This is a genomic window from Mangrovitalea sediminis (assembly GCF_002514725.1).
GTDB lineage: Bacteria > Pseudomonadota > Gammaproteobacteria > Pseudomonadales > Oleiphilaceae > Mangrovitalea > Mangrovitalea sediminis.
Genome location: NZ_NTLB01000001.1, coordinates 576,703 through 603,683, shown reverse-complemented (window position 1 = coordinate 603,683; position 26,981 = coordinate 576,703). Strand labels below are relative to the sequence as shown.

The window sequence follows — 26,981 nt, the reverse complement described above, 5'->3', positions numbered from 1 at the left end:
TCAGTGCTCCCGGTGTGCGTCATCGAGTCCACGTTCTGCCAGGGCAACGGCCCGGAACATGGCGCGGCGTTTGTTGAGGGTTTCTTCCCACTCGAGTTCGGGCACCGAGTCGGCGACGATACCGCCACCGGCCTGCACGTGCAGTTCGCCGTTCTTGATCACGGCGGTACGGATGGCGATGGCCGTATCCATGTTGCCGTTCCACGCCAGGTAGCCTACCGCGCCGCCGTAGATGCCGCGCTTGACCGGCTCCAGTTCGTCGATGATTTCCATGGCCCGGATCTTGGGCGCGCCAGAGAGCGTGCCGGCGGGCAGGATTGCTCGCAGGGCCTGCAGGGCGGTGAGATCGGACTTCATGTGGCCGATGACGTTGGACACGATATGCATGACGTGGGAGTAGCGCTCGATCACCATGCTTTCGGTGACTTCCACCGAGCCGATGTCGGAGACGCGGCCGACGTCATTGCGGCCCAGGTCGATCAGCATCAGGTGCTCGGCCAGTTCCTTGGGATCGGCGAGCAGGTCTTCTTCAAAGGCGATGTCTTCGGCTTCGGTGGCGCCGCGCGGGCGGGTGCCGGCGATGGGGCGCACGGTGACGATGCCGTCTTCGACACGGGCCAGTACTTCCGGCGAGGAACCGACCACGTGGAAGTCGCCAAGGTTGAAGAAGTACATATAGGGCGCCGGGTTGAAGCAGCGCAGGGCGCGATAGAGGTCGATCGGTTCCGGCTTGAACGGGATCGACATGCGCTGGGACGGCACTACCTGCATGCAGTCGCCTGCTGCGATGTATTCCTTCACCTTGTTCACCGCGTCCTGGTAATCCTCCTTGGTAAAGGTGGACTGGAAGGAGCGGTCCTGCAACGGTACGGCGCTCATATCCAGTGGGCGGTGGACCGGTGTCGGCTGGCGTAGCTGATCGATCAACTGGTCGAGACGGTTATGTGCGGCTTCGAAGGCGCCTTCACGGGATGGATCGACCAGGACAATGGGGTAGAGTTTGCCGGCGAGGTTATCGAACACCACCACCTCTTCAGAGATGGTCAGCAGGATATCCGGCGTGCCGATGGTGTCCGGGTTTGGGCAGCGAGCCAGGCGCTTTTCCACGTAGCGCACGGTGTCGTAACCGAAGTAGCCGACCAGGCCGCCGGTGAAGCGGGGCAGGCCGGGCACCGGGGCGACCTTGTAGCGGGTCTGGAATGCTTCGATCCAGGCCAGCGGGTCTTCCACCGTCGTGTTTTCCACTGCCTCGTCATTGAGGATCAGGCTGACCTGATGATCGTTGACCACCACCCGGTTGCGGGTCGGCAGACCGATCATCGAATAGCGGCCCCACTTCTCGCCGCCGGTCACGGATTCCAGCAAATAGGAATAGGGGCCATTGGCAAGTTTGAGGTAGGTGCTCAGAGGGGTGTCGAGGTCCGCGAGAACTTCACGGAAAACGGGAACACGGTTATAGCCCTGTTGGGCATACGCGGCAAACTGTTCGGGTGTCATGTCGGAATTTCCTGAAAAGACTGACCGTAGTCTGGCCGCCTTCTGTTACCTTGTCGGCGGCCACGATGTCGTTCCATCGCCCGGGTGCGGGCTGACGGAGGCTGAGCGATTCAGCCGTTACGCCATCGCCACCATCGCGTTGCGCGCGTCACGCAAACACCACGAGTTGCAGTCGTTTTCAGTCCCGTCACCAGGGTGGGCTCCGCAGCCAGTTTGAAGGGTTCAGCCACCGCCACTCGGGCGGCGATAGAGAAAAGATTCGCCGTAGGTTACAAAAGGTCCATCAGCGAATCAACCACAATATCCGCTCCCGCCGTGGAAATGTCGTGTCCGTGATTGTAACCATAACTCACGGCGACCACCGGCATACCGGCGGCGTGGGCAGCCTCGACGTCGTTGATCGAATCGCCGACCATCAAGGCCACGGCGGGCGGGACGTCCAGGCGGGCCAGTGCATGCAGCAGCGGCGCCGGGTCCGGCTTCTTCACCGGCAGGGTGTCGCCGCTGACGACGACATCGAACCAATGGGTGAGGCCCAGCGAATCCAGCAGGGGCCCGGTGAAGGCCGCGGGCTTGTTGGTCACTACGCCGAGTCGGCAGCCCCGCTCGTGCAGGGTCTGCAGGAAGCTTTCGATCCCCGGATACGGCACCGTACGGCGGCCGTTGACGAGGTGGTAGGCCTCGAAGAACTTGTCCAGCGCCGGTCGCCAGACGGCTTCTTCCAGCGCGTTGACCGCGTCTGCATCCATGGTGCCGGCCAGGGCGCGTTTCACCAGCATGGTGGCGCCATTGCCGACCCAGCTGCGAACCAGTTCCTCACCGGCCGGTGCGCGGCCGAGGGCTCGCAGCATGTCATCGATGGCCTGGGCCAGGTCCGGGGCGCTGTCGACCAGGGTGCCGTCCAGATCGAAGAGGACGGCGCTGGGTAAGTCTCCAAATAACGCAGGTAAACTCATGCGGCGGATCCCGCCGCCGCGATTTCCGCGTGCATCCGGTTGATGACGTCGGCATAGTCGTCTGCGCCGAAGATGGCAGAGCCTGCGACGAAGGTGTCGGCGCCGGCTTCGGCAATGGCGCGGATGTTGTTGACCTTGACCCCGCCGTCGATTTCCAGCCGGATGTCCTTGCCGCTGGCGTCGATCTTCCGGCGGGCTTCGCGCAGCTTGTCGAGCGCGGTGGGGATGAAACTCTGGCCGCCGAAACCGGGGTTGACGGACATCAGCAGCACCATGTCCAGCTTGTCCATCACGTAATCCATGTAGTTCAGCGACGTGGCCGGATTGAACACCAGGCCAGCCTTGCAGCCGCCGTCGCGGATCAGTTGCAGGGAACGGTCGACATGCTGGGACGCTTCCGGGTGGAAGGTGATATAGGTGGCGCCGGCATCGATGAACTGGCGGATCAGGTCGTCGACCGGCGACACCATCAGGTGGACGTCGATGGGCGCCTTGACCCCATACTTACGCAGGGCTTCACAAACCATCGGCCCAATGGTCAGATTGGGTACATAATGATTGTCCATGACGTCGAAGTGGACGATATCCGCGCCGGCCTCGAGGACGGCATCGACCTCGGCGCCCAGGCGGGCGAAGTCGGCGGACAGGATGGACGGGGCAATCATCGGCTTGTGCATTTACAACCTCTTGGGATCGGCGGAGACGGCGCAAGTCAATCGTGGGCGACCAGGACCGTTACAGGGTCGCTAGTTTACCAGAGCTGACGGGATCGCGTACCCGTGATGAAGCTCCAGAGCCAGTATCCTGGGTGTGTGGGAGAGAGACAAGGTGCCTTCGATGGATTTTCAGCGTTTTGGGGCGGGGTTGCTGTTGGTGTTGATGCTTGCCGCCGTCTCGGTCAGGGCCCAGGGCGCCCCTGCGGCACCGTCACCGGCTCCCGCTGGGGGCAAGGATGCCGCTGGTAATACTGCCGACGCCCCGTCGGATCAGCGCTACATGATGGGGCCGCAACAGGCCGACCAGGTGCTGGCGGATCAGTTTCCCGATCAGGCCCAGTGGCTGACGGCCGGTCAGGACCGGTTCGTCGGGCTGACCTTGCCGGAGACCACGGGTAATCCCCAGGGGGCGGTGTTGATCATCGCGGATGTGGGCCTGAGCGCCGATAGCGGTTTGGCGGGAGGCTTGCGTCGCAAATTGCCCGATTATGGCTGGTTTACGCTTTCTATCGGTCTGCCGCCGTCGCCCCTGCCAACCCTCCCGGCCCGGTCCCTGCCTGCCAAGGTGTCCGGGGCGGCCAATGCGAAGGCGGCCGCCGATGGCAAGACGGACAAAACCCAAAATGGCGCCCAGGATAAAGCGGCAGACACCGCCAAGAACACAAAGGATGGGGGTATTACTATCGATGTCGCCCAGGCGGGTGGCGATCAGGCGATGCCCGGTAGTGCGAAGGATTTTATGACACTGGCGAAAGCGCGTCTGGCGGCGGGGCTGAGTTATCTGCAGGGAGCCGGTTACGGCAATATTGCCTTGATCGGTGTCGGACGTGGTGCTGACGTGATTGCGCATTATGCGGCGGACAACAGCAAGACCCTGCCCCGTGCCGGCATGGCGATGGTCTGGGTGCGTGCCGACATGACGGGCGACGCGGCGAAAAATCTGGGTAAGGCCTTGGGCGACGGATTCGCCATGCCGGTCCTGGATATCGTCAACAGTGACCGTTCCCTGACGTTCGCAGATGCCCGCCAGGGCGCTGCACGACGGGCTAACTTTGCCAACTATCAGCAACAGTGGCTGCCGTTGGACGACAGCTTCGGACTCGGCGCTGCCGACAACGTCGTCTCCCGGGTCAGCAGCTGGCTGGAAATGAACCTCAAGGGCATGAAAGCGAAAGCCTACCCGGCCAAGGGTAGTGGTGGCTGAGCGTTGTCAGCGGGACTGGTGACGGTAGCGGATGCGCTGCCAGGCTTCCTGATAGCGCAGCATCTGTTCCTTGGCGGCCGCTTTGGCGGTCGGTGACAGGTTTGCGTCCAGCTTGTCGGGGTGATACTGGCCGACCAGCCGGCGGTAGGCCTGCTTCAGCGTGGTGAAGGAGGCTTGCGGCGATTCGCCCAGGATGCGGCAGGCTTCGTCGTAATTCATATCGCCGCGGCCTTCGGGGCGGGTGACCCAGACCTTCTGCCGGTAACTCTCCAGGATATCCTGCACCACTTCGTATGGCAGACCGATTTGCTCGACGGCCTCTTCGACGCGCTGTATCCGGACGAGCGCTCCCGGTCCATTCAGTTGTCCGGCGTGACATAGCATGAAGGCGGTTCGCAGTGCGGGTGCCGGCCAAAGCGGGAGCAGCAGGCGTAACCGGCGGCCCAGCGAGGAGGGGAGTTCAGCCAGGTCCTTGCCCTGACGGAAGGCGGCAATGGCACGGCGGCGCCGGTGATTGGAGAAACCGAGAGCGCGTATCAGGCTTTCGGCGAACTGAATGTCCTTTTCGGTGACGCGGCCCTCGGCACGGGCGACGTAGCCGAGCAACTGGAACAGGGGCAGTTGTGCCGGTCGCGGTAACCCGGCACGACCGATCAGCTCTGCAGCCTGATGGCCGCAGGCCTGGAGTTCGCGGAGCAGGTTCTTGAATTCCTCGCCGGCGCGCCCGGAAAGCGTGCCGGTCATGTTCTCGATGTTACCACTCACGATAGGGTTTCCCGCGTCCTGTTCAGCCAGTCTTCCAGTGCCTGCAAACGTTCCGGGGTGCCGATGTCATACCAGTGACCTGTATAGAGTGCGCCACGCACGGCGTTCGCTCCCATGGCCTTGCGCAGGACAGTGCCCAGGCGGTCGGGGGCGCCCCCGGTGGCGGTATCGAACAGGTCTCTGTGCAGCAGGCTGATCCCGGAGAAGGTATAGCACGGGCTGGCATCGGTCGTGACTCTGCCTTGAGTGTCCAGCCCGAAATCGCCCGCCGGGTGATGGGGCGGGTTGGGTACGAGCAGCAACCACGCCAGCGCATCGGCGGGTGGTGCCGGCAGGTCGCGGAAATCGAAATCGGTCCAGATGTCGCCGTTGATCACCAGGAACCAGTCCTCGCCGGCATCGGTCAGCATCGGCAGCGCGCGGCGGATGCCGCCGGCGGTTTCCAGTGGCGTGCCTTCGCGGGAATAGCGGATGTGGGTCGCGTAGCGACTGCCGTCTCCCAGTGCTGTTTCGATCTGGTCGCCCAGCCAGGCGTGATTGATGACCAGATCCCGCCAGCCGGCGGCGGCCAGCTTTTCCAGGTGATAGACGATCAGTGGTTTGCCGGCAACCGGCAGCAGCGGTTTGGGGCAGCGTTCGGTCAGCGGGCGCATCCGTTCGCCTTTACCGGCGGCGAGGATCATGGCTTTCACGTGGTGGCAGCCCCGTCGCCAGTCACTGCCGGTTTCAGGTCGGTGCGGGCCAGGGCGGGCCGGATGCGTCCGGTCAGCCAATCATGGAAGGCGCGTAGCGCTGGTTGTTGTGCGCTGGCCTCAATCAGGTAATCCAGTGTCAGCGGTATATCCTGCAGGTAGCCGGCTTTGCCGTCCCGCTGCCAGAGGCGGGAGAAGATGCCGGCCACTTTCAGGTGGCGCTGCATGCCCATGAGCTCGAACCACTGCAGGAAAGTCTCCGGGTCGGCACGGTGCAGGCCGGCCTCCAGGGATTGCTGCCGGTAACGTTCCACCCAGGCATTGCGGCGCTCTGCCGGCCAGAGGATATAGCAATCCTTGAGCAGGGAAACGAGGTCGTAGGTGATGGCGCCTTCCACGGCGTCCTGGAAGTCGATAACGCCGGGGCGCCCGTCGGGCAGCAGCATCAGGTTGCGGGAGTGGTAGTCGCGGTGCACGGAAACCTGCGGCTGGGACAGGGCCGCTTCGCGCAGGAATGCGCAAGTGGTATCGAGCACGCAATGCTCCTGGTCACTGAGTTCCAGCCCCAACAGGCGCTCCAGGAACCAGTCGCGGAACAGCCCCATTTCCCGGTCGAGCAGGGTGGTATCGTAGGGCGGTAACGGGCACTCCTCAGCCTGAGCCGGTAGCTTTTGGATCTGTAGCAGCGTGTCGAGCGCGGCGCCGTATAGCTCGTCGGCCGTGTCCTCGTTGAGGTGTCGGAGGAATAACTGGTCGCCCAGGTCTTCCAGCATCAGGAAGCCCTGACCGGTATCCTCGGCTTCGATGCGGGGAACATGGATGCCGTGTTGGTGCCAGTAACGGGCAATCCGCAGGAAGGGCGCGCAGTCCTCATGGGATGGCGGTGCGTCCATGAGAATGTGCGATGTCCGGTCAGCATCGGGCTGGTTCGGCGTCACGCGAAAATAGCGGCGAAAGCTGGCGTCACCGGCGACCGGGGTGACGCTGACATTCTGGGTGCCGAGCTGTGCTTGGGACCATGCCGTCAAGGCCTGCAATCTGCGATCCATAGATTCCTCAAACTGGGGCGCGCCATCAGTATGCGCGACGATCACAGGCAAATTAGCAGAAGGTAGCGACGGCGGCAAAAGCTCCGCGATGGGTGCATGAAAGAAGCGCAAGGTGGATAGCCGTTAACAAGGCCAGATGCGATGTGTAAACTAAGCGCCCTACTGTCCTCTATTATTCCGCTGGCCTTGTCAGGGGCCCGCCCACCCACTTGCAGGATTCGATGACGTGCCGCAGCCGACCGCACGCCCAGACATGACAATCAGCAGCCGCAAGCGGTCAACGGTCAGGCGCCTCTTGGGCACCATCCTGGGCGGAACGCTGCTGGCGGCCGCCGGGCCGGGCCAGGCGGCACCGAGTGCCGCGCAGATGGATTGGGTGCCCAAGGACAAGTTACCTGCCGATATCCGCGCCACGCTGCCGCCCTATTGCGACGGCACCTATGTCCAGCCGCCGCTGTCGCCGTTGCCCGCGGGTGCCGACACGCCGGATGCGGACGGCAACCTGCCGGTCTTTGCCAGTGGTGATCATGCCCGCTACGAGATGAACACCAAGGTTTGGTTGACCGGTAACGTGGACATCCGCCAGGGCAGTTTCCAGGTCAAGGGCGGTTCGGCCGTCTACGACCAGAAAGACGGCAAGGTCTCGGTGCAGGGGCCTTTGGTCAGCCGGGGGCAGGGTTTCCTCCTGACCGGCGATAAAGGCACGTACAACGTCCATAACGGCCACCTGAATATCCAGACGGCGTCCTTTTTGATCCACGCGGCGGACATGCGGGGCGATGCGGAGAGCCTGGATCGTCCCGCCGCCGACCAGATCGACATCAACGATGGTTCCATGACCACCTGCGGGCCGGGGCACAACGACTGGTCGCTGGTGGCGTCCAAGATCCACCTGTACAAGAAGGAAGGCTACGGTACGGCGACCAACGTGCGCCTGCATGTGGAGGATGTGCCGGTCTTCTATTTCCCCTGGATCAGCTTCCCCATCGACAGCCGCCGTAAATCGGGTTTTCTCTATCCCGCTTTTGGTACCTCCAATACGGGGAGCGGCTTATTCGCAGCGGTGCCTTACTATTTCAACCTGGCACCCAATTACGATCTGACCTATACCCCGCAATACATTAGTGGCCGCGGACTGCTCTCCGAGGTGGAAGGGCGTTACCTGAACCGCTACGGGCCGTCGACGCTTTCACTCGGGTATATCAACCGGGACAAGTACTACGGCCAGCAAAATCCGGGGAAGGCGTCCGATCGTTGGGCGGCCAGTTTCCTCAACAATTCCAGCTACGGTAATGGCTGGAGTTCCAATATCGATTACTCGGTGGTCAGTGACGACAACTACCTGACGGACCTCAACCGCACCCTGGTTATCAACCGCACCACCTACCTGGCGCGGCAGGGGCAGGTCGCCTACACCGGGCAGCATGTGTATTTCGAAACGCTGGTACACGGCTATCAGGTCCTCGACCCCAATCTGACGCCGGCGCAGCAGCCTTATTCGCAGTTACCATCGATGCTGTTGTCCATGGACTGGCAGAAAGGGCTGTTCGAGTTCAGCACGGACAACGAGTATGACTACTTCTACCGCGACAATGCCGACCTGACCGGGCTGGCCCGCGCCAACGGCAGCCGTCTGCGTACGGTGCCCAAGCTGCAGCTGAATTTCGACCGGGTCTGGGGCTATGTGCATCCATCGGTGCTGATGGACTACACCCGCTACCAGCTGGTGGGCGGGGGCGAAGTGCCGACGTCGATCAACCGTAGTGTGCCATTCTACCAATTGGATGCCGGCCTGTACTTCGACCGCCGCACGGAGCTGTTCGGCAGCCCCTACAACCAGACGCTGGAACCGCGCCTGTACTATGTGTATTCGCCGGCGCGGAACCAGGACAACATCCCGGTTTTCGATACCACGTTGAAAACCTTTAATTTCGACGAGCTTTTCAGTCGTGACCGTTTTTCCGGCGGTGACCGGGTTGGTGACAACAATCGCCTGACGGTGGCCCTGACGACCCGTTTCAACAACCTGGATACCGGCGATGAACGGGCACGGTTCAGTTTCGGGCAGGTCTTCTATTACGGCGACCGCACCGTCGGTCTCAATGGAACGGGTACGGGAACCCGCAGTGATTCGCCGCTGGCGGCGGAGGGTTTGGTGAGGCCGACGAATAACCTGGATCTCAGTGTGTCGGAGCTCTGGGACCCGCGTACCGGCAAGACCCAGCAGAACCGGGCGATGATGACCTTCCACTCCAAGGATTATCGCTATCTGCTCAATCTCGGTCGCACCTACGACACCACCTCCAGGGTGGAACAAACGGATGTGAGCACGGTCTTTCCTGTCACCGACCGGATCAGCCTGATTGGGCGCTGGCTCTGGGATAGTGTGACCAATCGCACCGTGGGCTCCCTGGCGGGTATCGAATACACCACCTGTTGCTGGAGTGCGCAATTCGTCCAGCAGGGCTATCTGACGGGCGACAACAAGCTGGAAAACCGGCTTTTGTTCCAGGTGACACTCAAGGGGCTGGGCAGCGGTGGCGGTGCCGGTCCGCAGCTCGATGACGCCATATACGGTTACCGCGAGCGGGAAAAATTACGTTACGCCAACGTAAAGGGCACTTCCGCGCTGCCCTGAGGCATAATAGGCGGCTACCGGCCCTCTGCATTGCCGGTGTTGTCGGTATAGTCGCGTGAACACGCCGGACGGTAAAACGTCCGAGTCCGTTCCATGATTGGGGATCTTATGAAGTCTAGAATCCAGGCCGTTTTCGGTGTCATCGCCATGGGCCTGCTGTTGCTGTCCACTTCCGCAGCGGCTGAGCAGAAACTGTTGGACCGCGTCGTGGCCGTCGTCAATGACGGTGTCATTCTGCAATCCGGGCTCGATGCCCGAATCCAGACGGTGGAATCCCGCCTCAATGCCCAGGGTACGCCATTGCCGCCGGCAGATATCCTCAAGAAGCGGGTGTTGGACCAGCTGATCCTGGATCGTATCCAGTTGCAGATGGCCGAACAGGCAGGTTTGCGGGTCAGCGACAACGAGCTGAACGACACCATGCAGAACATCGCCAAACGCAACGGCTATACCCTCGATCAGTTTCAACAGGCGCTGGCGTCGGAGGGGCTGACGTACAAAGAGGCGCGTGAGCAGATCCGTCAGGAAATGCTGATCAGCCGTATCGAACAGCGCAAGGTTGACCCGCGGGTGCGCATCACCGACCGCGAGGTGCAGACCTACCTGACCTCCCAGGCTGGCAAGCAGCATACCGGCGAGCAGTACCTGATCGGCCATATCCTTATCTCGGTCAACGATTTCAATAACGCCGACCAGGTGGCCAAGGCGAAGCAAAAGGCGGAGGACCTGCTGGCCCAGTTGAAGAAGGGGGCCGACTTCAAGCAGATGGCCGTTGCGAATTCCGACGGCAGCAACGCCCTGAATGGCGGTGTTCTCGGCTGGCGCACCCAGGAGCAGTTGCCGAGCCTGATCGCCGGTGTGGTACCGAACATGAAGGTGGGCGATGTGTCCGGACTTCTCCAAAGCCCCAGCGGCTTTCATATCATCAAGCTGCTGGATACGCGCGGCGGCAAGCAGCACATCGTCGAGCAGTACAAGGTGCGCCATATCCTGATCAAGCCGTCCGAAATCCTGACCGATGCGGAAGCCCATCAGAAGATTGAGGATATCTACCAGCGCATCAAGAAGGGCGCTTCTTTTGCGGACCTGGCCCGCCAGTATTCGGACGATCCCGTGTCCGGCTCCGATGGCGGCGAGTTGGGCTGGGTGAGCCCCGGCGAGATGGTGCCTGAGTTCGAGAAGGTGATGGACGCAACGCCGGTGGGGCAACTGAGCAAGCCGTTCCATTCCCAGTTCGGCTGGCACATTCTGGAAGTGGAAGCCACCCGCAAGAAGGACATCGGACAGCAACTGCAGGAAAATGAAGCCCATCAGATCCTCTTCCGTCGCAAGTACGAAGTGGAACTGCAGAACTGGCTGCATGAAATCCGCAGCGAGGCTTTCGTCGAATTCAAGGCACCTTACGATAAGTTGGAAAAATCTTCATGACAGCAAGCCGGGTAGCGCTTCCTCTGGCCTTGACCGCGGGTGAGCCGGCGGGTATCGGCCCGGATCTTTGCCTGCAGTTGGCGATGGAGCACCGCACTGCGCCAGTGGTGGTGGTGGCCGATCGCCAACTGCTGGAGGAGCGTGCCCGGCTGCTCGGCCTGACCCTGGACCTGTTGCCCTGGGAGCCGGGGGCTGATGCCACCTGCCAGGCGGGGGCCCTGTCGGTCCTTTCGCTGCCGCGCTCGGCACCCACGGAAGCGGGACGCCTGGAACGGGCCAATGCCGCCTATGTCCTGGAAACATTGCGGGTTGCCGGGCAGGGTGCCCTGGCCGGCCGCTTTGCCGGCATGGTCACGGCGCCGGTGCATAAGGGCGTGATCAACGACGCGGGTATTGCCTTCAGCGGTCACACCGAATTCCTGCAGGCCCTTTGCGGCGTGCCGCGGGTGGTCATGATGTTGGCGACGGAAGGATTGCGGGTGGCCCTGGCCACGACGCACCTTCCCCTGAAAGACGTGTCTGCGGCCATCACGCCGGAGCGGTTGACCCAGGTGCTGCGCATCCTGCGCGGGGACCTGCAGCGTCATTTCGGTATCGCCCATCCGCGTATCCTGGTGTCCGGCTTGAATCCCCATGCGGGGGAGGGCGGCCACCTCGGGCGCGAGGAAATCGACGTCATCGAGCCGACCCTCGACCGTCTGCGTACAGAAGGGTTCGACCTAACGGGCCCCTTGCCTGCCGATACGCTGTTCACCCCGCGCTGGCTGGCCGAGGCGGACGCCGTCCTGGCCATGTATCACGATCAGGGACTGCCGGTGCTCAAGTACAAGGGCTTCGGTAATGCGGTGAATATTACGCTGGGGCTGCCCATTATCCGGACCTCGGTGGATCATGGCACGGCGCTGGATCTGGCCGGTACCGGTCGGGCCGACGCCGGCAGTTTGCATGCTGCCTTGCGTGCCGCCCAGGACATGGCGGCACATCGTCAGGCCGAGGCGTCCGGAGAAGTCTCATGAGTCGTTCGCCTGCTGGCCATCAGGCCCGTAAACGTTTCGGACAGAACTTCCTGCATGATCCGGCCGTGATACACCGTATCGTCAGTGCCATCCGTCCGCAGCCCGACGATGCGCTGGTGGAGATCGGGCCGGGGATGGGCGCCTTGACGGAGCTGCTGCTCGAGAGCAATCCGTCACTGCAGATTCTGGAGCTGGACCGGGATCTGGTGCCGATTCTGCGTACCCGTTTCTTCAATTATCCTGACCTGCGCATTCATGAAGGCGATGCCCTGCGCTTCGACTTCCGCAAGCTGTATGACGGCCGCCCGCTGCGGGTCGTCGGCAACCTGCCCTATAACATTTCGACACCACTGATTTTTCATCTGCTGGAACAGGCCGATATTATTGGCGACATGCACTTTATGCTGCAGAAGGAAGTGGTTCAGCGGTTGGCAGCCGTATCCGGCGATTCAGCGTACGGGCGACTGGGGATCATGACGCAGTACTACTGCCGGGTTCAGCCGTTGTTCGAGGTTGGCCCGGGTGCCTTCCGGCCTCAGCCGAAGGTCGATTCGGCGATTGTGCGGCTGGTGCCGCACCAGCAACTGCCGCACCCGGCTGACGATATCAAGATGCTGGAGCGGGTCGTCCGCACGGCGTTCAACGCCCGCCGCAAAACCTTGCGCAAGGCGCTTGGAGATCTGGTTCCCGCCGCCGTTTGGGAAAAGCTGGGCATCGATTCGGGGCTGAGGCCCGAGAACCTGTCCCTGGCCGAATTCGTGGCGGTTGCGAACAGCCTCAGCGCTGCCGGCAATATGCCGGATCCGGCATAGGGGGGCGCATGGCCGACTATGCGATAGGTGATATCCAGGGGTGTTACGAACGCCTGCTACAGGTGTTGACGCTGATAGAGTTCGACCCGGCGAGAGACCGGCTCTGGGTGGCCGGTGACTTGGTCAACCGCGGGCCGGATTCGTTAAGGACGCTGCGCTATATCCATGACCTCGGCGAGGCGGCGACCGTGGTGCTGGGCAATCACGACCTGCACCTTTTGGCGGTAGCCTTTGCCGGTCATAACCTGCGCCGGAACGACACCCTCAAGGATATCCTCGAGGCGCCGGACTGCGACGAACTGCTGGAGTGGCTGCGGGCCCAGCCTCTGGCCTGCTATGATCAACGGCGCGATTTGTTTATGGCCCATGCCGGCCTTCCGCATATCTGGTCGGCGCCCGAGGCGCTGGCATTGGCCGACGAGGTCGCCGCTGTCCTGAAAGGTCCGGATGCCGAGACCTTTTTCGCCGGCATGTACGGCAACGAACCGGCCTGCTGGGACGACAAGCTGCGGGGGATGGCGCGTTGGCGGGCCATTACCAACTATTTCACCCGGATGCGTTTTATCCGGGATGACGGCACCCTCGACCTGGTGACCAAGGAAAGCGCCGACAAGGCGCCCGAAGGTGGGTTCCGTCCCTGGTTCGATTGGCCGAGACAGGACGCGACACGCGTCGTCTTTGGCCACTGGGCGGCGCTGCAGGGCAATACCGGCAGCGAGCGTTATATAGGATTGGATACCGGTTGTGTCTGGGGCGGAACCCTGACCGTCATGGATCTCGATACCGGCCGTAAGGTGAGCTGCCCCTGTGATTGATGCCAAAACCAACCGCGTTAACGAGGTGGGCTGGCTTCAGTTTGCGGCGTTGCTTGGACTGTTCGCGGTGCTGGCCGGCGCCTTTGGCGCCCACGCGCTCAAGGGGCACTTGAGCGCCCAGTGGTTCGATGTCTACCAGACGGCTGTCAGCTACCAGATGTACCATGCATTGGCGATGCTCGGTGTGTTGGCACTGGGCTCCCGCGTCGATCCCCTCTGGCGTCGCCGCAGTCTCGCCCTGTTTGGCATCGGCACGGTGTTGTTCAGCGGCAGTCTCTACCTGCTGGTGCTGGCGGGGTGGCGGCCTCTGGGCGTGATCACGCCGCTGGGCGGTCTATGCCTGATTGCCGGTTGGGGGTGTCTGGTACTGGCGGCCCGCAGGGCCTTGCGGACGCCGGAAATCCTGTCCGGGAAAGATGACTGATCAACGGTGCCGACCGTTGCCGCAACACCGAGGAATACCATGCAAGTGATCGTCAATGGCGAACCCATGACACTGGCCGATGCCAGCTCTGTCGCCGACCTGCTCAATCAACTGACGCTGACGGGCCGTCGTATCGCGGTCGAAGTCAATCTGGAGATCGTGCCCCGTAGCCAGCATGACCAGCACCGACTGCGCGAAGGTGATCGCGTCGAGGTTGTTGGCGCTATCGGTGGCGGTTGATCCGCCGTTCGATCCTATCCCATGGGTCGGCCCTGTCCGGGCCGCTCTGCCATTCTATCCGGAGGGTTATCTCATGAGTGCAGTACAGGAACACCCCTCTCTTCCCGAAGACAAGCCGTTGGTGTTGGATGGGAAACGCTATGAATCTCGCCTGCTGGTGGGAACCGGTAAATACCGGGATCTCGAGGAAACCCGGTTGGCGATCGAGGCCTCAGGTGCTGAAATCGTCACGGTGGCCGTGCGTCGCACCAACCTGGGACAGAATCCCGACGAGCCGAACCTGCTCGATGTCCTGCCCCCTGAGCGCTATACCATCCTGCCGAATACTGCCGGCTGCTATACGGCAGAAGACGCAGTGCGCACCTGCCGCTTGGCGCGCGAACTGCTCGATGGGCACAATCTGGTCAAGCTGGAAGTGCTGGGCGACGAGAAGACCCTGTATCCGAACGTGACGGAAACCCTGGCTGCGGCCGAAACCCTGGTGAAAGACGGCTTCAAGGTGATGGTCTACACCACGGACGACCCGCTGATTGCCCAGCGTCTGGAAGAGATGGGCTGTATCGCGGTGATGCCGCTGGGGGCACCGATTGGTTCCGGTCTGGGTATTCGAAATCCCTACAATATCCGGATGATTCTTGAGAATGCGAAGGTGCCGGTGCTGGTCGATGCGGGGGTGGGGACCGCGTCTGACGCGACCATCGCCATGGAACTGGGCTGCGATGGCGTTCTGATGAATACGGCCATTGCCCAGGCCGGGGACCCGATACGTATGGCGCGGGCGATGAAACTGGCGATAGAGAGCGGTCGAGAGGCCTGGCTGGCGGGGCGGATGCCGCGCAAACTGTACGCCAGTGCATCGTCCCCGCTGGAAGGGACTTTCTTTTAACGGCGGGATTTTTTCTTTTAAAAAGGGGCCTCCAGGCACCTGAATCAGGGCAGGGAACGCCCCATCGCGACAGATAGCCGGGTCGTTGCAAATAGCGGCGTTTAAAAACGGAAAAAACGTCTCATCAAGGCTACACTGTGCATAAATGCAGGCGAGTGACTTGAATGAGCCCGGAGCTTCACCCCATCCCTATAGGCAAAACTCACCACCAGACCTCGCGTTTCCATGTATTGGGCGTGTGTGTCTTGGGGTTGCTGAGCTATTTCTTTGCGATAGCGCAGGTCTGGGCAGCGGAGGTCATCGAACCGCCGAAAGTACTCCCTGACGATACGGTCTATATCACGACGAACGACTGGCCGCCCTACGTGGACGTTGGTGCCCCTGACCTGGGCCCCCTGGCACGCGTCATCAACCGTGTCTTCAATGAGGCAGGGTACAAGGTTAAATACGTCGTCCAGCCCTGGAAGCGGGACAAAAAGCTGGTCGTCGACGGCCATGCCGATGCCCTGATGCCCGCCTATTGCTCTCCCGACCGAGTGAAGTACTACCTGTGTAGCGAACCTCTGGTGACGGGCAAACTGGTGTTGTTTCACCGCACGGATTTCCCCTTCCAATGGAAGACGGTCAAGGATCTGGAGGGGCTGAAGATCGGCGCGACTCTGGGGTATTACTACGGAGCCGATTTTGAACGCATGGAGAAAGCCGGCAAGCTGCAGATCCTGCGAATTGCGAGCGACGAGACGAATATGCGGCTGCTGATGATGGGGCGGATTCAGCTTTTTCCGCAGGACGAAGCCGTCGGTTACGCCATGATCAAGCAACTGTTCCCAAGGGATCGTTGGCACGATATCACCAATGCCCCGCGTCCCTTGCATCGTGAATCGCTGTACCTGCTCTTCACGCGAGCCACGCCGCGTGGTCGTCACCTCATGGACGTCTTCAACAAGGGGCTGCTGAAGCTACGCAACCAGAACCAGTTGCAGGATATGCTTCAGAAGCTCACTCATCCCGAGAAAATGCTGCATCAGCCATAGGGCGGAGAACGTTTACCGGGAAATGCCTTCGCTGGAGGCTTCCTGTAGCAACGTTTGAAGCGGCTCGTAGAGCGCCGGCGCGGTGATCAGCAGGTTCTGGCTCCAGAGCTCCGGATTGCGGCCTTCCGGTACCGGCAGGAAATGCCCGCTGCGTGCGCCGGCTTCCTGGGCGACCAGCGCTGCGGCGGCGCAATCCCAGGGACTCACCGTTTCGTAGTAGGCATCCAGACGGCCGGCAGCGACCCAGCAGATATCGAGGGCGGCCGAGCCGTTGCGCCGAATGTCACGGCAATGATGGAGGACGGCGTCGAGCCGGCGGATCAGGGGGGCCAGGCGGTCCTTGCCGTAGGGAAAGCCGGTCGCCACCAATGCCTGACTGAGCCTGTCGCACCCGCTGTGCCTGATCGGCCGGTTGTTCAGCGTGGCGCCCTGTCCCCGCACAGCTTCGAAGGTTTCGCCCTGAAACGGACAATGCACGATCCCGACCTGAATCTTGCCGCGATAGCCCCAGGCGATCGATACGGCGACCTGGTTGTGTCCGTAGGCATAGTTCACGGTGCCGTCGATGGGATCGATGATCCACAGTGGCGAGTCCAGATCTTCCGCCTCTGCAAGATCGGGGTGGGACTCTTCCGACAGGATCCGGTGCGACGGGTACTGCTCACGAATCGCACCGGTAATCAGCGCATCGGCCTTGAGGTCGGCGCTGGTGACCAGCTCCTGTTGCGCCTTGTAACGATGTTCCAGGGCATCGCCGGCCCTTTCCTGTGTGATGATCTCGCCAGCCTTCCGGGCAATATCCCGGGCAAAGGCGGCGATCTCAGCGATCATCGGTTCCGTCATGAATCACCTCGTTGTCGACGGTTCTGCCCACCGCAGCGGTCAGGCATTCGCGGGCGGTTCCGCATTGTCCAGGTGACGATGATGATCGGCGCCGAGATACATGTACATGGTGGGAACCACGAACAGGGTGAACAAGGTGCCGATAGATAAACCGGCGGCAATCACCAGACCGATATCGAAGCGACTGGCCGCACCGGCACCGGTGGCGATGATCAGGGGGATCACACCCACCACCATGGACGCTGTCGTCATCAGGATGGCGCGCAGACGGATACCGGCGGCCCGTTCGATAGCCTCACGCTTGCCGATACCTTCCTGCACCTGCAACTGATTGGCGAACTGCACCATCAGGATGCCGTGCTTACTGATCAGGCCGATCAGGGTGACCAGTCCCACCTGGGTATAGATATTGATAGAGCTGGCGCCGAAGGCGATTGGCAACAAGGCTCCCACCAGCGACAGCGGTACCGCAATCAGGATGATCAAGGGATCACGGAAGCTCTCGAACTGGGCGGCCAGGACCAGGAAGATCAGTATCAGCGCGAAGAAGAAGGTGAACAGCAGTGCATTCCCCTCCTGCTCGAACTGGCGGGACTGGCCTGCATAGTCGACGGCGACTCCTTTCGGGAAGATCTGCTTGGCCTGGGTCGACAGGTAGGTCAGGGCGTCCCCCAGAGACACACCAGGGCGCATGACGCCTTCGATCATCATCGAATTCAGCTGCTGGAACTGGCTGCGCTGGTTCGGCTGCACACTGTGCTTCAGTGAGGTCACCGTGGACAGGGGGATACTCTTCCCGCTGGCCGTTTTTACGTAATAGTGCTCCAGGTCCTCGGCGGTGGCGCGGAAGGCCCGTTGTGACTGGGGAATGATCTTGTAGCTGCGCCCCTGCACCGTAAACCGGTTCACGTAGCCGTCGCTGAGCATGGTGGTCAGCGCCTGACCGATATCCTGCATGTTCAGCCCCAGTTCGTTGGCTTTGGCGCGATCCACATTGACGGTCACCGTCGGTCGGTCGAACTCGAGATCCGAACGCAGGAAAATGAATTTTCCGCTCTTGTTCGCCTTATTGATCAGCTCTTGTCCCAGCTGATAGATAACCTTGTAGTCGTCCGGCGACACGATGACGAATTGGATGGGCAGCCCGCTGGCGCCGGGTAGGGTCGGCAGGTTGAAGGAGACCGACTGGAAGCCGGCAATCTTGTCCAGCTTGCTCTTCATTTCCGGTACCAGTTGCATCTGGCTCTTGTCACGCTCGCTCCAGGGCTTGAGCAACAGACCACTGATGGTCGTGGTGATGTCGCCGTTCATGCCCTCGACCATGAAGAAATCCTGGCCTTCCTTGAACGACTCAAGCGTTTTGACCAGCTCCGGCGTAAAGGCGTCCACGTAGTCGAACGTGGCATTCTGCGGGGCATGGGAGATGCTGAAGATAATGCCCTGGTCCTCGGGGCGCGCCAGCTCCTTCTTGGAGTACACATACAGGAAGCCGCACAGGAACAGGATGGCGATGACCATCAGGAGGGTGACCGGACGGAACTCCAGCACTCCGTGCAGGCGCCGCTGATAGCGGTTGCGCAGGCCGTCGAAGAGATGGTCGAGCTTATCCGCCATGGGACTGTTGGTCTGTACCAGTAGCTTCGAGCACATCATGGGCGACAGGGTCAGGGCTATGACCCCGGAAAGGATCACCGCGCCGGACAGGGCAAAGGCGAACTCCTTGAACAGGCCGCCGGTGAGTCCGCCCATGAAACCGATAGGGGCATAGACCGTCGCCAGCGTCAAACTCATGGCGATAACCGGGGTGGCAATTTCCCGTGCGCCGACCAGGGCGGCCTGATAGGGCGTCAGGCCTTCCTCGATGTGTCGGTGTATGTTCTCCACCACCACGATGGCGTCGTCCACCACCAACCCTATGGCCAGCACCATGGCCAGCAGTGTCAGCAGGTTGATCGAGTAGCCCATCATCAGCATGAAGAAGCAGACACCGACCAGCGACAGCGGGATGGTGACCACCGGAATCATCACCGAGCGGACCGAGCCGAGGAACAGGAAGATAACGAAGATGACGATCACCGTCGCTTCGCCCACCGTCTTGATGACCTCGTCGATGGAGTCACGGATAAACTGGGTGGCGTCATAGGCGACCTTTACCTTCAACGCCGAGGGCAACTGCTGCTCGATGGCCGGGAGCTGCTTGTAGACCCGGTCGATCACATCCAGTGGATTGGCGTCGGGCAGGGCGGTGATGGCGACGAAAACGGCCCGCTTGCCGCTGAAGTAGACGGCCGAATCGTTGTTTTCCGCGCCCAGCTCGATGCTGGCGACGTCTTTCAGGCGAACCAGCTTGTTGGCTTCCCGCTTGATGACGAGATTCTTGAATTCCTCCACCGATTTCAGGTCGGTATTGGCCTCCACATCGATGGCAACATACTTGCCTTTGGTCTGCCCGGCAGGCGTCAGGTAACTGTTGGTGTTCAGCGCCTGGGAGACAGCCTGGGGCGTGAGGTCATAGGCGGCCAGCTTCTGGGGATTCAGCCAGATACGCATGGCGAAAGTTTTGTCGCCAAGGATCTGAGCCTGGGCGACGCCATCCAGCGTCTGCAACTGGGGCTGGACCACGCGTTTCAGGTAATCGGTGATCTGCGCCTCATCCATCTGGTCGCTGAAAAAGCTGATATACATCAGCGCCGTGGTGTCACCGGTCGACTTGCTGATCACCGGCTCCTGGGCGCCGGATGGCAGGTCGCGTCGCGCCTGGGCCACCTTGGCGAGGACTTCGGTCATCGCCTTGCTGGAGTCGAAGCCGAGCTTGAGGTGCACCTGGACGGTGCTGCTGCCCTTGGTGCTCTTGGATGTCAGGTAATCGATCCCTTCGGCGCTGGCGACGGCCTGCTGGATCGGCGTGGTGATAAATCCCTGGACCAGATCCGAGCTTGCGCCGGGATAACTGGTCTGGATGTTGATGACGGCATTCTCCAACTGCGGGTACTGGCGCAATTGCAGCTCGCGCAGCGCGTTCAGGCCAAGCAGGAGGATGATCAGGCTGACGACCGATGCCAGCACCGGTCGTTTGATGAAAATATCGGTGAATTTCATGCGGCCCCCATCACTGCAGTTGAACGTCGTTGTTGATGACGACGTGAGAGCCGTTCTGCAGCTTCAGCTGGCCGGCAGTGACCACGGTGGTGCCCGCCTTCAGCCCCTTGGTGATGCGGACTTCGTGGGCGCGGGTGTCGCCGGTTTCCACATACTGTCGCTCGACGGTCAGCACCGGTTTACCCTGGGCGTCCTTCTTGCCGGTGTCGGTGACCACAAAGACGGAGGTGCCGTAGAGCTTGGCGTCGATGGCGGATTCGGGCACCGTCACGACGGCCATGGGAGCGCCTGTAATCAGGCTGACATCGGCAAACATACCCGGACGCAAGGCGTGATCGGGGTTTTCGAAGGTGCCCTGCACGGTGAAGTTACGGGTGTTCTCGTCGACCCTGGCATCCACTGCCGTGACAGTGCCGCTGAAGATGCGGCCGGGGAACGCCGGCACGCTCACATTGACGGTTTGGCCGGTTTTGACGGCGCTGAAGTCCTGTTCCGGCAGGTTGAAGTTGACGTAAACCTTGTCCAGAGCCTGTAGCGACACTATCGGTGTGCCCGGTTGCAGGTATTCGCCGATGCTGATCTGGCGGATACCCAGCGTACCGTTGAAGGGCGCGGTGATGGTCTTCTTGCTGATAACCGCTTTCTGGCTTTCCACCTTGGCTTCGGCGTTACGAAGTTGCGCCTGTGTAGTTTCGAAATCGGTGGTGCTGGTTGCGCGTCGCGCGAGTAGCTTCTGATCGCGCTTGAAATTGGCTCTTGCCAGCTCGGCGGAAGCTTCAAAACCCTTCAGGTCAGCCTTGTCCACGTCGGTGTCCAGCTGCACCAGGACCGTGCCCTGCTTGACCGGGTCGCCGGAATGGAACGAGATTTTCTGGACCTTGCCTGCGACTTCGGTGGTCACCGTAATTTGCTGAGTTGCGGCAATGGTACCGATCGCCGTGCGCAGGCTTTGCCATTCGGCCTGTTTTGCCTGTGCTGTTGCTACGGTTGCAGGCGGGAGCGTCATGTGCGCGAAAAAGTTGTTGATCATCTTCGGCTTGAAGAAGGCGAAGAACCAGACAATGCCGCCGACGACGATTGCCAGAATGATCACCATGATGGTCATGCGTTTTGCCATGACTGACTCCCCGTTCTTTGTGTTATATCCATTGCGAACAGAGCGACCCATATCCTGGAGGTCTTTGGGACTCTGACGCGCAGCGCCATCCCGCTATAAAAAGCGGATCCAAACCGTATCGGTCGATATTACCGCCGATCATAAAGGAAGGTTGTGACGGTAATAAAGCGATGTTTGCGGATCAATCGTGGAAGGCGCGGCTCTGTCGGAATGGGTGGGCGCGGTAGGTGCCGAGGATGCGCACATCCTCTGCGAAAAAACGCAGTTCTTCGAGGGCGAGGCGCAGGCCACGCTCTTCGACGTGGCCTTCGATATCGACATGGAACTGGCTGGCGTTGAGTGAACCGCCGGGGATGTAGCTTTCCAGCTTGACCAGGTTGATGCCGTTGGTGGCAAAGCCGCCCATGGCTTTATACAGGGCTGCGGGAATGTTGCGCACCCGGAACAGTAGCGAGGTCATATAGGCATGGCCGGGTTCCAGCGGCGGCAGGGATTCCCCGCGGGCAAGAATGATGAAACGGGTGGTGTTGCCGGTCTGGTCCGAGAAGTGTTCGCGCAGGATATTCAGCCCGTAAAGTTCAGCGGCGAGGCGCGAAGCGATAGCGGCGCGGCTCGGGTCCGGGTTCTGGCTCAGCGCGAGGGCCGCGCCAGCGGTGTCCAGGTGGGCCTCGGTCTGCAGTCCCAGTTCGGCAATATGCTCGGCGCACTGCGCCAGGGCTTGCGGGTGGGAGGAGACTACCCGCAGGGTGTCGATTTCGGTGCCGGGGGCTGCCATCAAACAGTGATTCACCGGTTCGAAATGCTCGCCGACGATATACAGCTCCATTTTCGGGATCAGCCGGTAAATCTCCTCGACCCGTCCGGCGGTGGAGTTTTCCAGGGGAATCATGGCCACGTCGGCCTTGCCCGCCTCGACGGCCTGCATGGCTTCCAGAAAGGAGGCGCAGGGGTAGGTCTTGTGGGTGGGGAACACGTGACGGCAGGACAGGTGTGAATAGGCACCTTCATGGCCCTGATAGGCGACCAGTGGGGTAGTGGCTTCCTGGGAGTTCGGCATACCGGAATCTCGTAATATCGACGGGGGTGCTGAGCAGGGCGCAGAGACCGCCCGGCCGTCGCGTGAGCATATCAGGTGGCGGGCGGTGCGCCCAGTGGTGAGGCGCGGCAGGGGATTACATCAGGTCGACGCGCACCTGATAGGTTTTCTGGTCCTGCTGGCGGCCTCCGGCCTGGTAGGTGATCCCTTTGCGGTGTTGCTGGGCGTTCTTCTTACTGGCTCCCAATGTGACCCAATGGCCCGGTTCGACACGGCGAATGGTCATGACGGCAGCGGTTTCATAGCCGTTGCTATCCCGTTCCGGGTGATCGTTGAAGCTGACGATATCCAACTGGATCTGGCGTTCGCTGATCACCTGCGGGCGAACCAGGAACCCGTGCTTGATGTCGACGGACTTGAGGATCGCCGCAGGATTCTCTCCGCCCTGTATCGCGATGGGAACCGTCTCCACGCGACCGGCGCTGATGTGGGCGGTGGCGCCATCCTGTACCACCAGGCTTTGTTCGCTGTGCGTGGCCGTGGTGATGGTCCGGCTGCCGGCGCCCGCGCTGACGGAGTGTCCGTCACTGCTGATGCCGGCGCCGTTGGTGGACTGATCCCCCCCACTGAAAACGCGGACGGTGATACGTAACTGGTGCTGGGGTACATCCAGGCGCTCGATCAGCTGACCGATTTCGTCGAGCGTGCCGGGCTCGCCGCGAACCATCAATTGCTGCCCATCGTTGGTGACCTGGACCTGACCGCTGGGGTAGAGGGTCTTGATTTCCTGGGACAGTTGTCCGGCAGTGCGGTTCTGCAGCGTGTAGACGCGGGTCTCAGGTGTGGCCAGAGCCCAGCTGCTGCTCAGAATCAGGAAAGCGATCAGGACATGACGTATCACGGACATGGGGGCCTCGGTGATGGTTGCATTATGACGGGCTTGGGTTAAGATGTTGGACATGAATACGCCAACACGCAACCCACTTTGCATGCTTGACATGCCAACGCCGGCCGAAAAGGCTCCGGGCGTTGTTCAGTTTTGGTGGTTTGGCTTCGGCTATTTTAGTCGACGGCCAGCCCCTGTGTGAGCGCGATTCACTGAATCGCGGAAGGCTGGCCCAGAGACGAGGCTGCCTTCCGGAGAAAACCCCGATCGGCAGCAGGCAGATCGGGGTTTTTTCGTTTCAGGCTTCCGTTAACGACGGATAGAACATCGGCCAGGTGAGCAGATGAAGGCGACAGCAGGGACATCAGACAGTAACGATCCGATCCAGCTTCAGGCGGCGCTCGGCCGCTGGTCGTGGCGATTTAGCGGAGCGCGATATTGGGCGTGATCCCCAATATCGCAGGCACCGCCCGGACAGCCATCAGGATGATCCGGTTTCGAACCCCAGCACGACATGCAATGATGATCGGAGTTGAAGATGAACATGCCCATGCCCCAAACCGACACTGCCGCCGCACAATCACTGGATGCCGGCGCCAAAGTTTCGCGTAACCGCGCCCATGCCCTGCCGACACCGGCAGAACTGAAAAAGCAGCTGCCGCTTCCTGCGCTATTGGATAGCCGAGTCGCCACCCAGCGCCGTCATATTGCCGATGTGATTCAGGGGCGCGACTCACGCTTGCTGGTGATCGTTGGTCCCTGTTCGATTCATGACGAGGATGCGGCACTGGACTATGGCGAGCGTCTGGCGACGCTGGCGGCGGAGCTGGATGACCGTCTGCTGGTCGTGATGCGGGCCTACCTGGAAAAACCGCGAACTACCGTTGGCTGGAAGGGTTTGCTGTACGATCCACAGCGCGATGGCTCAGCGGCGCTAGAGCAGGGGCTGGTACGTTCGCGCCGTTTGTTGATGCGCCTGGCCGATCTCGGGCTGCCGCTGGCGACCGAAGCGCTCAATCCGCTGGCTTTCTCCTACCTGGACGACCTGCTGGCCTGGACAGCCATCGGTGCGCGGACGACGGAATCCCAGCCCCATCGCGAACTGGCGAGTGGCCTGGATATGGCGGTCGGCTTCAAGAATGGAACGGACGGCGGCGTTGAGGTCGCTATCAATGCCATGCAGGCGGCGGCGCGACCGCATCATGGTCTGGGCATCGATGCCGAGGGCCGTGTGGCCATGTGCAGTACCGAGGGTAACCCCGATACGCATGTGGTGTTACGAGGTGGCCGCAACCTGACGAATTATGATGTCGACAGTATCGGTGCTGCACAGGAAATCCTGCGTGGTGCCGGACTTAACCCGCGGGTGATCGTGGACTGCAGTCACGACAACGCCTGCAAACAGCCTGAGCGCCAGCCGGGCATTGCCCACGAGGTGCTGGCACAGCGTCTGGCAGGGAATCAGGCTATCGCCGGTGTCATGCTGGAAAGCTTTCTTGAGGACGGACGCCAGGCAGCAGAGGAGCCGCTGCAATACGGCGTTTCCATTACCGATCCCTGCATCGGCTGGGCTCGTACCGAAGCCCTGCTGCGCGAGTTGCACGACCGCCTTTGAGGTGCGAGGCGTCTCGGTGAGACGCCTCGGGAGAAGGGTCAGATACGGAAGCGGGCGAGGTTCTTTTCCAGTTCCTGCATGGCTTCACGCATCTGCTGACTGGTGGCCGCCGCCCGGTTGATGGCCGCGGTGGTGGTTTCCGCCGCTTCGCTGATATGCAGGGCGTTGCGGTTGATTTCCTCGGCAACGGCGCTTTGCTGCTCCGCCATCGAGGCCACCTCCGTCGTCATATCGAAAAGCTGCGAGATGGACTGGTTGACGCTGTTCTGCAAACGGTCCGACTCCGCGAACGCGGAGCAACCCTTGGCCGCCATGTCCGAGGCCTGTTCGATGGAGCTGACCGCCGATTGGCTGCCTTGCTGCAAGCTTTGAATGCTGCCCCGGATTTCGCTGGTGGAATCCTGTGTCTTGCTCGCCAGCGCCCGCACCTCATCCGCCACCACGGCAAAACCACGACCGCTCTCGCCGGCCCGCGCGGCTTCAATCGCCGCATTGAGCGCCAACAGATTGGTCTGCTCGGCAATCCCCAGAATCACATCCAGCACTGAGCCGATAGTGCCACAGTGCCTGTCCAGGGTATGGATGACGTCGACGCTCTCGGTGACGCGGGCTTGCAGTTGGTTGAGCTGGCCAGTGACGTCGCGCCCTATGGCGGCGGTGGATTCGGTATCGGAGCGAATCGTATCCACGTGACTGGCGGCGGACTGGATACTGGCCGCCATCTGCTGGATCGAGGCGCTCATTTGATGAATCGCGGTAGACACCTGGGATAACTCGGCGCGCTGGGTTTCGGCAGATTGATCGGCTTCTTCGGCGGCACTGGCCAGCGAGGCAATCAGGTTGGTGGCTGCGCCGGTGGCGGAATGCACTTCCTGCAGCGTCTGTTGGGTACGTTCAACAAAGCGGTTGAGACCGCGTGCTGTCTCGGTCAGTTCGTCACGGCCGGTTTCCGGCAGGCGCCGGGTCAGGTCGCCGTCGCCTTCTGCGATATCCCAGACCGCGTCGCGGAGGTTGTTGAGACGGCTCACGATGCGGCTGGCCATGAGGATTGCCAGGACCACAATCAGGGCCAGCGCGGCGATGACCATCATGGCACTGAGCTGTTCGATGAGGGCGCCGGTTCCTTGACTGATGGTTTCAGCAACCTTTGCCGTGGCGTCGGTCAGGTGTTGTTTGGTGGCGCCCAGGGTGTGTGTCAGTGGCTCCGTAACGCCCTGGGCGGCCTGGTTCATGGTCTGGGTGGTCTGGGTAGTAACCTGCTTGATAAGTGCCGAGAAGCGTTGTTGCAGTTCTGCCGTCTTGGCTTCGATACCGGCTTTACTGACGCCCATAATGAACTGGCCGATGGCAACGCCGTCGGACGTAACGTCGACCTTGACGACATTCAGTTTCGTATCCTGGGGGGCCGCTGCCAGCAGACTCAATACGGAACTGTGCAGCGGGTTGTCGCCGATCAATTGCTTAACTTCGTCTTTGGTGCGATCGAGATAGCGGGTCAGGGGTTTTTTGTCGCGATCCAGGAAGACCGCAAAAATCACATTGGGGTCGTTCTGGGCCATGCGGGCCAGCCGGGTCAGCTCGGGCGTGTTGCTGTTCCACACGGAAGGAACGGCAATTTCCGCCAATACGTCGGCCAAGGTCTTGCTCGAATTGGCCAATGACGTCTGGAGCGTGTCGCTGACGGTAGCACCTTCCTTGTCCAGGTGTGTTTTCAACGTGGACTGAAGGTCACTGTTGACCTGCTGGGTCATTCCGGTGATCAGACCGGTGATTTTTTGCCGGGTCTGATCCATCTGGCGGTCTATCGCGGCCGTCGTGGTTTCCAGGCGGCTGTTGATGCCATTTCTCAAGGCGTCGACATTGTGGTTCGTCATCACCACGACGAAGGCGACCTGCACGGCCGCCATAATCAGCAGCGCGAGATAGACCGGCAGGACCAGCCGGCTGGCAAAAGGTTTCAGGAGGTTGCTTTGCATGCTATTAATCCTGTTCTGGTGTCGGGCTCATAATCCAGATTCCGTTCCGAGACAGGCCATTTCCTAAGCATAGTCGATAGGTTTGAGTGGCATCTATTTGGATGCAATGATTGTAAAAATAGCAAAAGCAGGGCCAGTTTCAGTCTGTCTTCGACCTTTATCGAGGATGGGTGTGGCCGGGTTTGAATCGGTAACGGGCATCGATTCTGATAAGACGATGGTTCAACGGTGTATGGA

General features: G+C 61.2%; 23 protein-coding genes. 11 read left to right on the top strand and 12 right to left on the bottom strand.

The window, feature by feature from the left end; translation table 11 throughout:
* From trpE to rpe, 3 genes are all read right to left on the bottom strand, one after another.
* On the bottom strand, positions 1-1,497 hold the full coding sequence (trpE, locus tag CLR77_RS02900; RefSeq protein WP_097459071.1) for an anthranilate synthase component I: 1,497 nt from the start codon (positions 1,495-1,497) through the stop codon (positions 1-3).
* A gap of 269 nt (positions 1,498-1,766) precedes the next feature.
* A complete protein-coding gene (locus CLR77_RS02895) occupies positions 1,767-2,453 on the bottom strand; it encodes a phosphoglycolate phosphatase (protein WP_097459070.1) in 687 nt (228 codons plus the stop codon).
* On the bottom strand, positions 2,450-3,130 hold the full coding sequence (rpe, locus tag CLR77_RS02890; protein ID WP_097459069.1) for a ribulose-phosphate 3-epimerase: 681 nt from the start codon (positions 3,128-3,130) through the stop codon (positions 2,450-2,452). Before rpe ends, CLR77_RS02895 begins: the two co-directional genes overlap by 4 nt.
* Before the next feature lie 160 nt (positions 3,131-3,290).
* Between rpe and CLR77_RS02885 the strand changes: the two genes are divergently transcribed.
* Positions 3,291-4,373 carry a DUF3530 family protein gene (locus CLR77_RS02885; RefSeq protein WP_097459068.1) on the top strand — a complete coding sequence of 361 codons (1,083 nt, stop codon included), beginning with the start codon at positions 3,291-3,293 and terminating at the stop codon, positions 4,371-4,373.
* Between the two features lie 6 nt (positions 4,374-4,379).
* Here CLR77_RS02885 and CLR77_RS02880 read toward each other — a convergent pair whose 3' ends face one another.
* The 3 genes from CLR77_RS02880 to CLR77_RS02870 are packed head-to-tail and all read right to left on the bottom strand — an operon-like array spanning position 4,380 to position 6,879.
* Positions 4,380-5,138 (bottom strand): co-chaperone DjlA, encoded by a 759-nt coding sequence (locus CLR77_RS02880; RefSeq protein ID WP_227519779.1) that lies wholly within the window; start codon positions 5,136-5,138, stop codon positions 4,380-4,382.
* Positions 5,135-5,830 carry an N-acetylmuramate alpha-1-phosphate uridylyltransferase MurU gene (gene murU / locus CLR77_RS02875; RefSeq protein ID WP_097459067.1) on the bottom strand — a complete coding sequence of 232 codons (696 nt, stop codon included), beginning with the start codon at positions 5,828-5,830 and terminating at the stop codon, positions 5,135-5,137. Before murU ends, CLR77_RS02880 begins: the two co-directional genes overlap by 4 nt.
* A complete protein-coding gene (locus CLR77_RS02870) occupies positions 5,827-6,879 on the bottom strand; it encodes an aminoglycoside phosphotransferase family protein (RefSeq protein WP_097459066.1) in 1,053 nt (350 codons plus the stop codon). The genes murU and CLR77_RS02870 overlap by 4 nt, the downstream gene beginning before the upstream one ends.
* Positions 6,880-7,105: 226 nt before the next feature.
* Between CLR77_RS02870 and CLR77_RS02865 the strand changes: the two genes are divergently transcribed.
* The 9 genes from CLR77_RS02865 to CLR77_RS02825 all read left to right on the top strand — a co-directional run bounded on the left by CLR77_RS02865 (position 7,106) and on the right by CLR77_RS02825 (position 16,172).
* A complete protein-coding gene (locus CLR77_RS02865; RefSeq protein WP_227519778.1) occupies positions 7,106-9,517 on the top strand; it encodes an LPS-assembly protein LptD in 2,412 nt (803 codons plus the stop codon).
* 108 nt (positions 9,518-9,625) lie between these two features.
* Entirely contained in the window at positions 9,626-10,945 is a 1,320-nt protein-coding gene (locus CLR77_RS02860) for a peptidylprolyl isomerase (RefSeq protein ID WP_097459065.1), read from the top strand.
* Entirely contained in the window at positions 10,942-11,961 is a 1,020-nt protein-coding gene (gene pdxA, locus CLR77_RS02855; RefSeq protein ID WP_097459064.1) for a 4-hydroxythreonine-4-phosphate dehydrogenase PdxA, read from the top strand. Before CLR77_RS02860 ends, pdxA begins: the two co-directional genes overlap by 4 nt.
* Positions 11,958-12,773, top strand: coding sequence for a 16S rRNA (adenine(1518)-N(6)/adenine(1519)-N(6))-dimethyltransferase RsmA (gene rsmA / locus CLR77_RS02850; protein ID WP_097459063.1), 816 nt, complete (start codon positions 11,958-11,960; stop codon positions 12,771-12,773). Before pdxA ends, rsmA begins: the two co-directional genes overlap by 4 nt.
* Positions 12,774-12,781: 8 nt before the next feature.
* Positions 12,782-13,588, top strand: a complete 807-nt coding sequence (locus tag CLR77_RS02845) for a symmetrical bis(5'-nucleosyl)-tetraphosphatase (protein ID WP_097459062.1) — start codon at positions 12,782-12,784, stop codon at positions 13,586-13,588.
* A complete protein-coding gene (locus CLR77_RS02840) occupies positions 13,581-14,012 on the top strand; it encodes a DUF423 domain-containing protein (RefSeq protein WP_406564943.1) in 432 nt (143 codons plus the stop codon). Before CLR77_RS02845 ends, CLR77_RS02840 begins: the two co-directional genes overlap by 8 nt.
* A 39-nt stretch (positions 14,013-14,051) precedes the next feature.
* Positions 14,052-14,252, top strand: coding sequence for a sulfur carrier protein ThiS (gene thiS, locus CLR77_RS02835; protein ID WP_097459061.1), 201 nt, complete (start codon positions 14,052-14,054; stop codon positions 14,250-14,252).
* Between the two features lie 73 nt (positions 14,253-14,325).
* Positions 14,326-15,138, top strand: coding sequence for a thiazole synthase (locus CLR77_RS02830; protein ID WP_097459060.1), 813 nt, complete (start codon positions 14,326-14,328; stop codon positions 15,136-15,138).
* A gap of 164 nt (positions 15,139-15,302) precedes the next feature.
* On the top strand, positions 15,303-16,172 hold the full coding sequence (locus CLR77_RS02825) for a substrate-binding periplasmic protein (RefSeq protein WP_097459059.1): 870 nt from the start codon (positions 15,303-15,305) through the stop codon (positions 16,170-16,172).
* Between the two features lie 12 nt (positions 16,173-16,184).
* Here CLR77_RS02825 and CLR77_RS02820 read toward each other — a convergent pair whose 3' ends face one another.
* The 5 genes from CLR77_RS02820 to CLR77_RS02800 all read right to left on the bottom strand — a co-directional run bounded on the left by CLR77_RS02820 (position 16,185) and on the right by CLR77_RS02800 (position 23,228).
* Positions 16,185-17,015 (bottom strand): inositol monophosphatase family protein, encoded by an 831-nt coding sequence (locus tag CLR77_RS02820; protein WP_097459058.1) that lies wholly within the window; start codon positions 17,013-17,015, stop codon positions 16,185-16,187.
* A gap of 39 nt (positions 17,016-17,054) precedes the next feature.
* The gene (locus CLR77_RS02815; RefSeq protein WP_097459057.1) at positions 17,055-20,114 is read right to left on the bottom strand and encodes an efflux RND transporter permease subunit; all 3,060 of its coding nucleotides are present in this window, start codon (positions 20,112-20,114) and stop codon (positions 17,055-17,057) included.
* 10 nt (positions 20,115-20,124) lie between these two features.
* Positions 20,125-21,231, bottom strand: a complete 1,107-nt coding sequence (locus CLR77_RS02810; RefSeq protein ID WP_158227104.1) for an efflux RND transporter periplasmic adaptor subunit — start codon at positions 21,229-21,231, stop codon at positions 20,125-20,127.
* Between the two features lie 181 nt (positions 21,232-21,412).
* Positions 21,413-22,288 carry a prephenate dehydratase gene (locus tag CLR77_RS02805; RefSeq protein ID WP_097459055.1) on the bottom strand — a complete coding sequence of 292 codons (876 nt, stop codon included), beginning with the start codon at positions 22,286-22,288 and terminating at the stop codon, positions 21,413-21,415.
* A 115-nt stretch (positions 22,289-22,403) separates the two neighbouring features.
* Positions 22,404-23,228 carry a secretin N-terminal domain-containing protein gene (locus CLR77_RS02800; RefSeq protein WP_158227103.1) on the bottom strand — a complete coding sequence of 275 codons (825 nt, stop codon included), beginning with the start codon at positions 23,226-23,228 and terminating at the stop codon, positions 22,404-22,406.
* A 463-nt stretch (positions 23,229-23,691) separates the two neighbouring features.
* Between CLR77_RS02800 and CLR77_RS02795 the strand changes: the two genes are divergently transcribed.
* Entirely contained in the window at positions 23,692-24,768 is a 1,077-nt protein-coding gene (locus tag CLR77_RS02795) for a 3-deoxy-7-phosphoheptulonate synthase (RefSeq protein WP_097459053.1), read from the top strand.
* Positions 24,769-24,806: 38 nt separating this feature from the next.
* Here the strand turns inward: CLR77_RS02795 and CLR77_RS02790 are convergent, their stop codons facing one another.
* Positions 24,807-26,744: a methyl-accepting chemotaxis protein gene (locus CLR77_RS02790; RefSeq protein ID WP_097459052.1), complete on the bottom strand. Its 1,938-nt coding sequence runs from the start codon at positions 26,742-26,744 to the stop codon at positions 24,807-24,809.
* Positions 26,745-26,981: the final 237 nt, after the last annotated feature.

Excerpts from the sequence above, each read along its gene's own strand:
- CLR77_RS02885 (WP_097459068.1), top strand. The coding sequence starts at position 3,291 with ATGGATTTTCAGCGTTTTGGGGCGGGGTTGCTGTTGGTGTTGATGCTT.
- CLR77_RS02815 (WP_097459057.1), bottom strand. The coding sequence starts at position 20,114 with ATGAAATTCACCGATATTTTCATCAAACGACCGGTGCTGGCATCGGTC.
- trpE (WP_097459071.1), bottom strand. The coding sequence starts at position 1,497 with ATGACACCCGAACAGTTTGCCGCGTATGCCCAACAGGGCTATAACCGT.
- CLR77_RS02830 (WP_097459060.1), top strand. The coding sequence starts at position 14,326 with ATGAGTGCAGTACAGGAACACCCCTCTCTTCCCGAAGACAAGCCGTTG.
- CLR77_RS02800 (WP_158227103.1), bottom strand. The coding sequence starts at position 23,228 with ATGTCCAACATCTTAACCCAAGCCCGTCATAATGCAACCATCACCGAG.
- CLR77_RS02860 (WP_097459065.1), top strand. The coding sequence starts at position 9,626 with ATGAAGTCTAGAATCCAGGCCGTTTTCGGTGTCATCGCCATGGGCCTG.
- CLR77_RS02870 (WP_097459066.1), bottom strand. The coding sequence starts at position 6,879 with ATGGATCGCAGATTGCAGGCCTTGACGGCATGGTCCCAAGCACAGCTC.
- CLR77_RS02795 (WP_097459053.1), top strand. The coding sequence starts at position 23,692 with ATGAACATGCCCATGCCCCAAACCGACACTGCCGCCGCACAATCACTG.
- CLR77_RS02810 (WP_158227104.1), bottom strand. The coding sequence starts at position 21,231 with ATGGCAAAACGCATGACCATCATGGTGATCATTCTGGCAATCGTCGTC.
- thiS (WP_097459061.1), top strand. The coding sequence starts at position 14,052 with ATGCAAGTGATCGTCAATGGCGAACCCATGACACTGGCCGATGCCAGC.
- rpe (WP_097459069.1), bottom strand. The coding sequence starts at position 3,130 with ATGCACAAGCCGATGATTGCCCCGTCCATCCTGTCCGCCGACTTCGCC.
- rsmA (WP_097459063.1), top strand. The coding sequence starts at position 11,958 with ATGAGTCGTTCGCCTGCTGGCCATCAGGCCCGTAAACGTTTCGGACAG.
- CLR77_RS02845 (WP_097459062.1), top strand. The coding sequence starts at position 12,782 with ATGGCCGACTATGCGATAGGTGATATCCAGGGGTGTTACGAACGCCTG.
- CLR77_RS02790 (WP_097459052.1), bottom strand. The coding sequence starts at position 26,744 with ATGCAAAGCAACCTCCTGAAACCTTTTGCCAGCCGGCTGGTCCTGCCG.
- CLR77_RS02895 (WP_097459070.1), bottom strand. The coding sequence starts at position 2,453 with ATGAGTTTACCTGCGTTATTTGGAGACTTACCCAGCGCCGTCCTCTTC.
- CLR77_RS02825 (WP_097459059.1), top strand. The coding sequence starts at position 15,303 with ATGAGCCCGGAGCTTCACCCCATCCCTATAGGCAAAACTCACCACCAG.
- pdxA (WP_097459064.1), top strand. The coding sequence starts at position 10,942 with ATGACAGCAAGCCGGGTAGCGCTTCCTCTGGCCTTGACCGCGGGTGAG.
- CLR77_RS02805 (WP_097459055.1), bottom strand. The coding sequence starts at position 22,288 with ATGCCGAACTCCCAGGAAGCCACTACCCCACTGGTCGCCTATCAGGGC.
- CLR77_RS02820 (WP_097459058.1), bottom strand. The coding sequence starts at position 17,015 with ATGACGGAACCGATGATCGCTGAGATCGCCGCCTTTGCCCGGGATATT.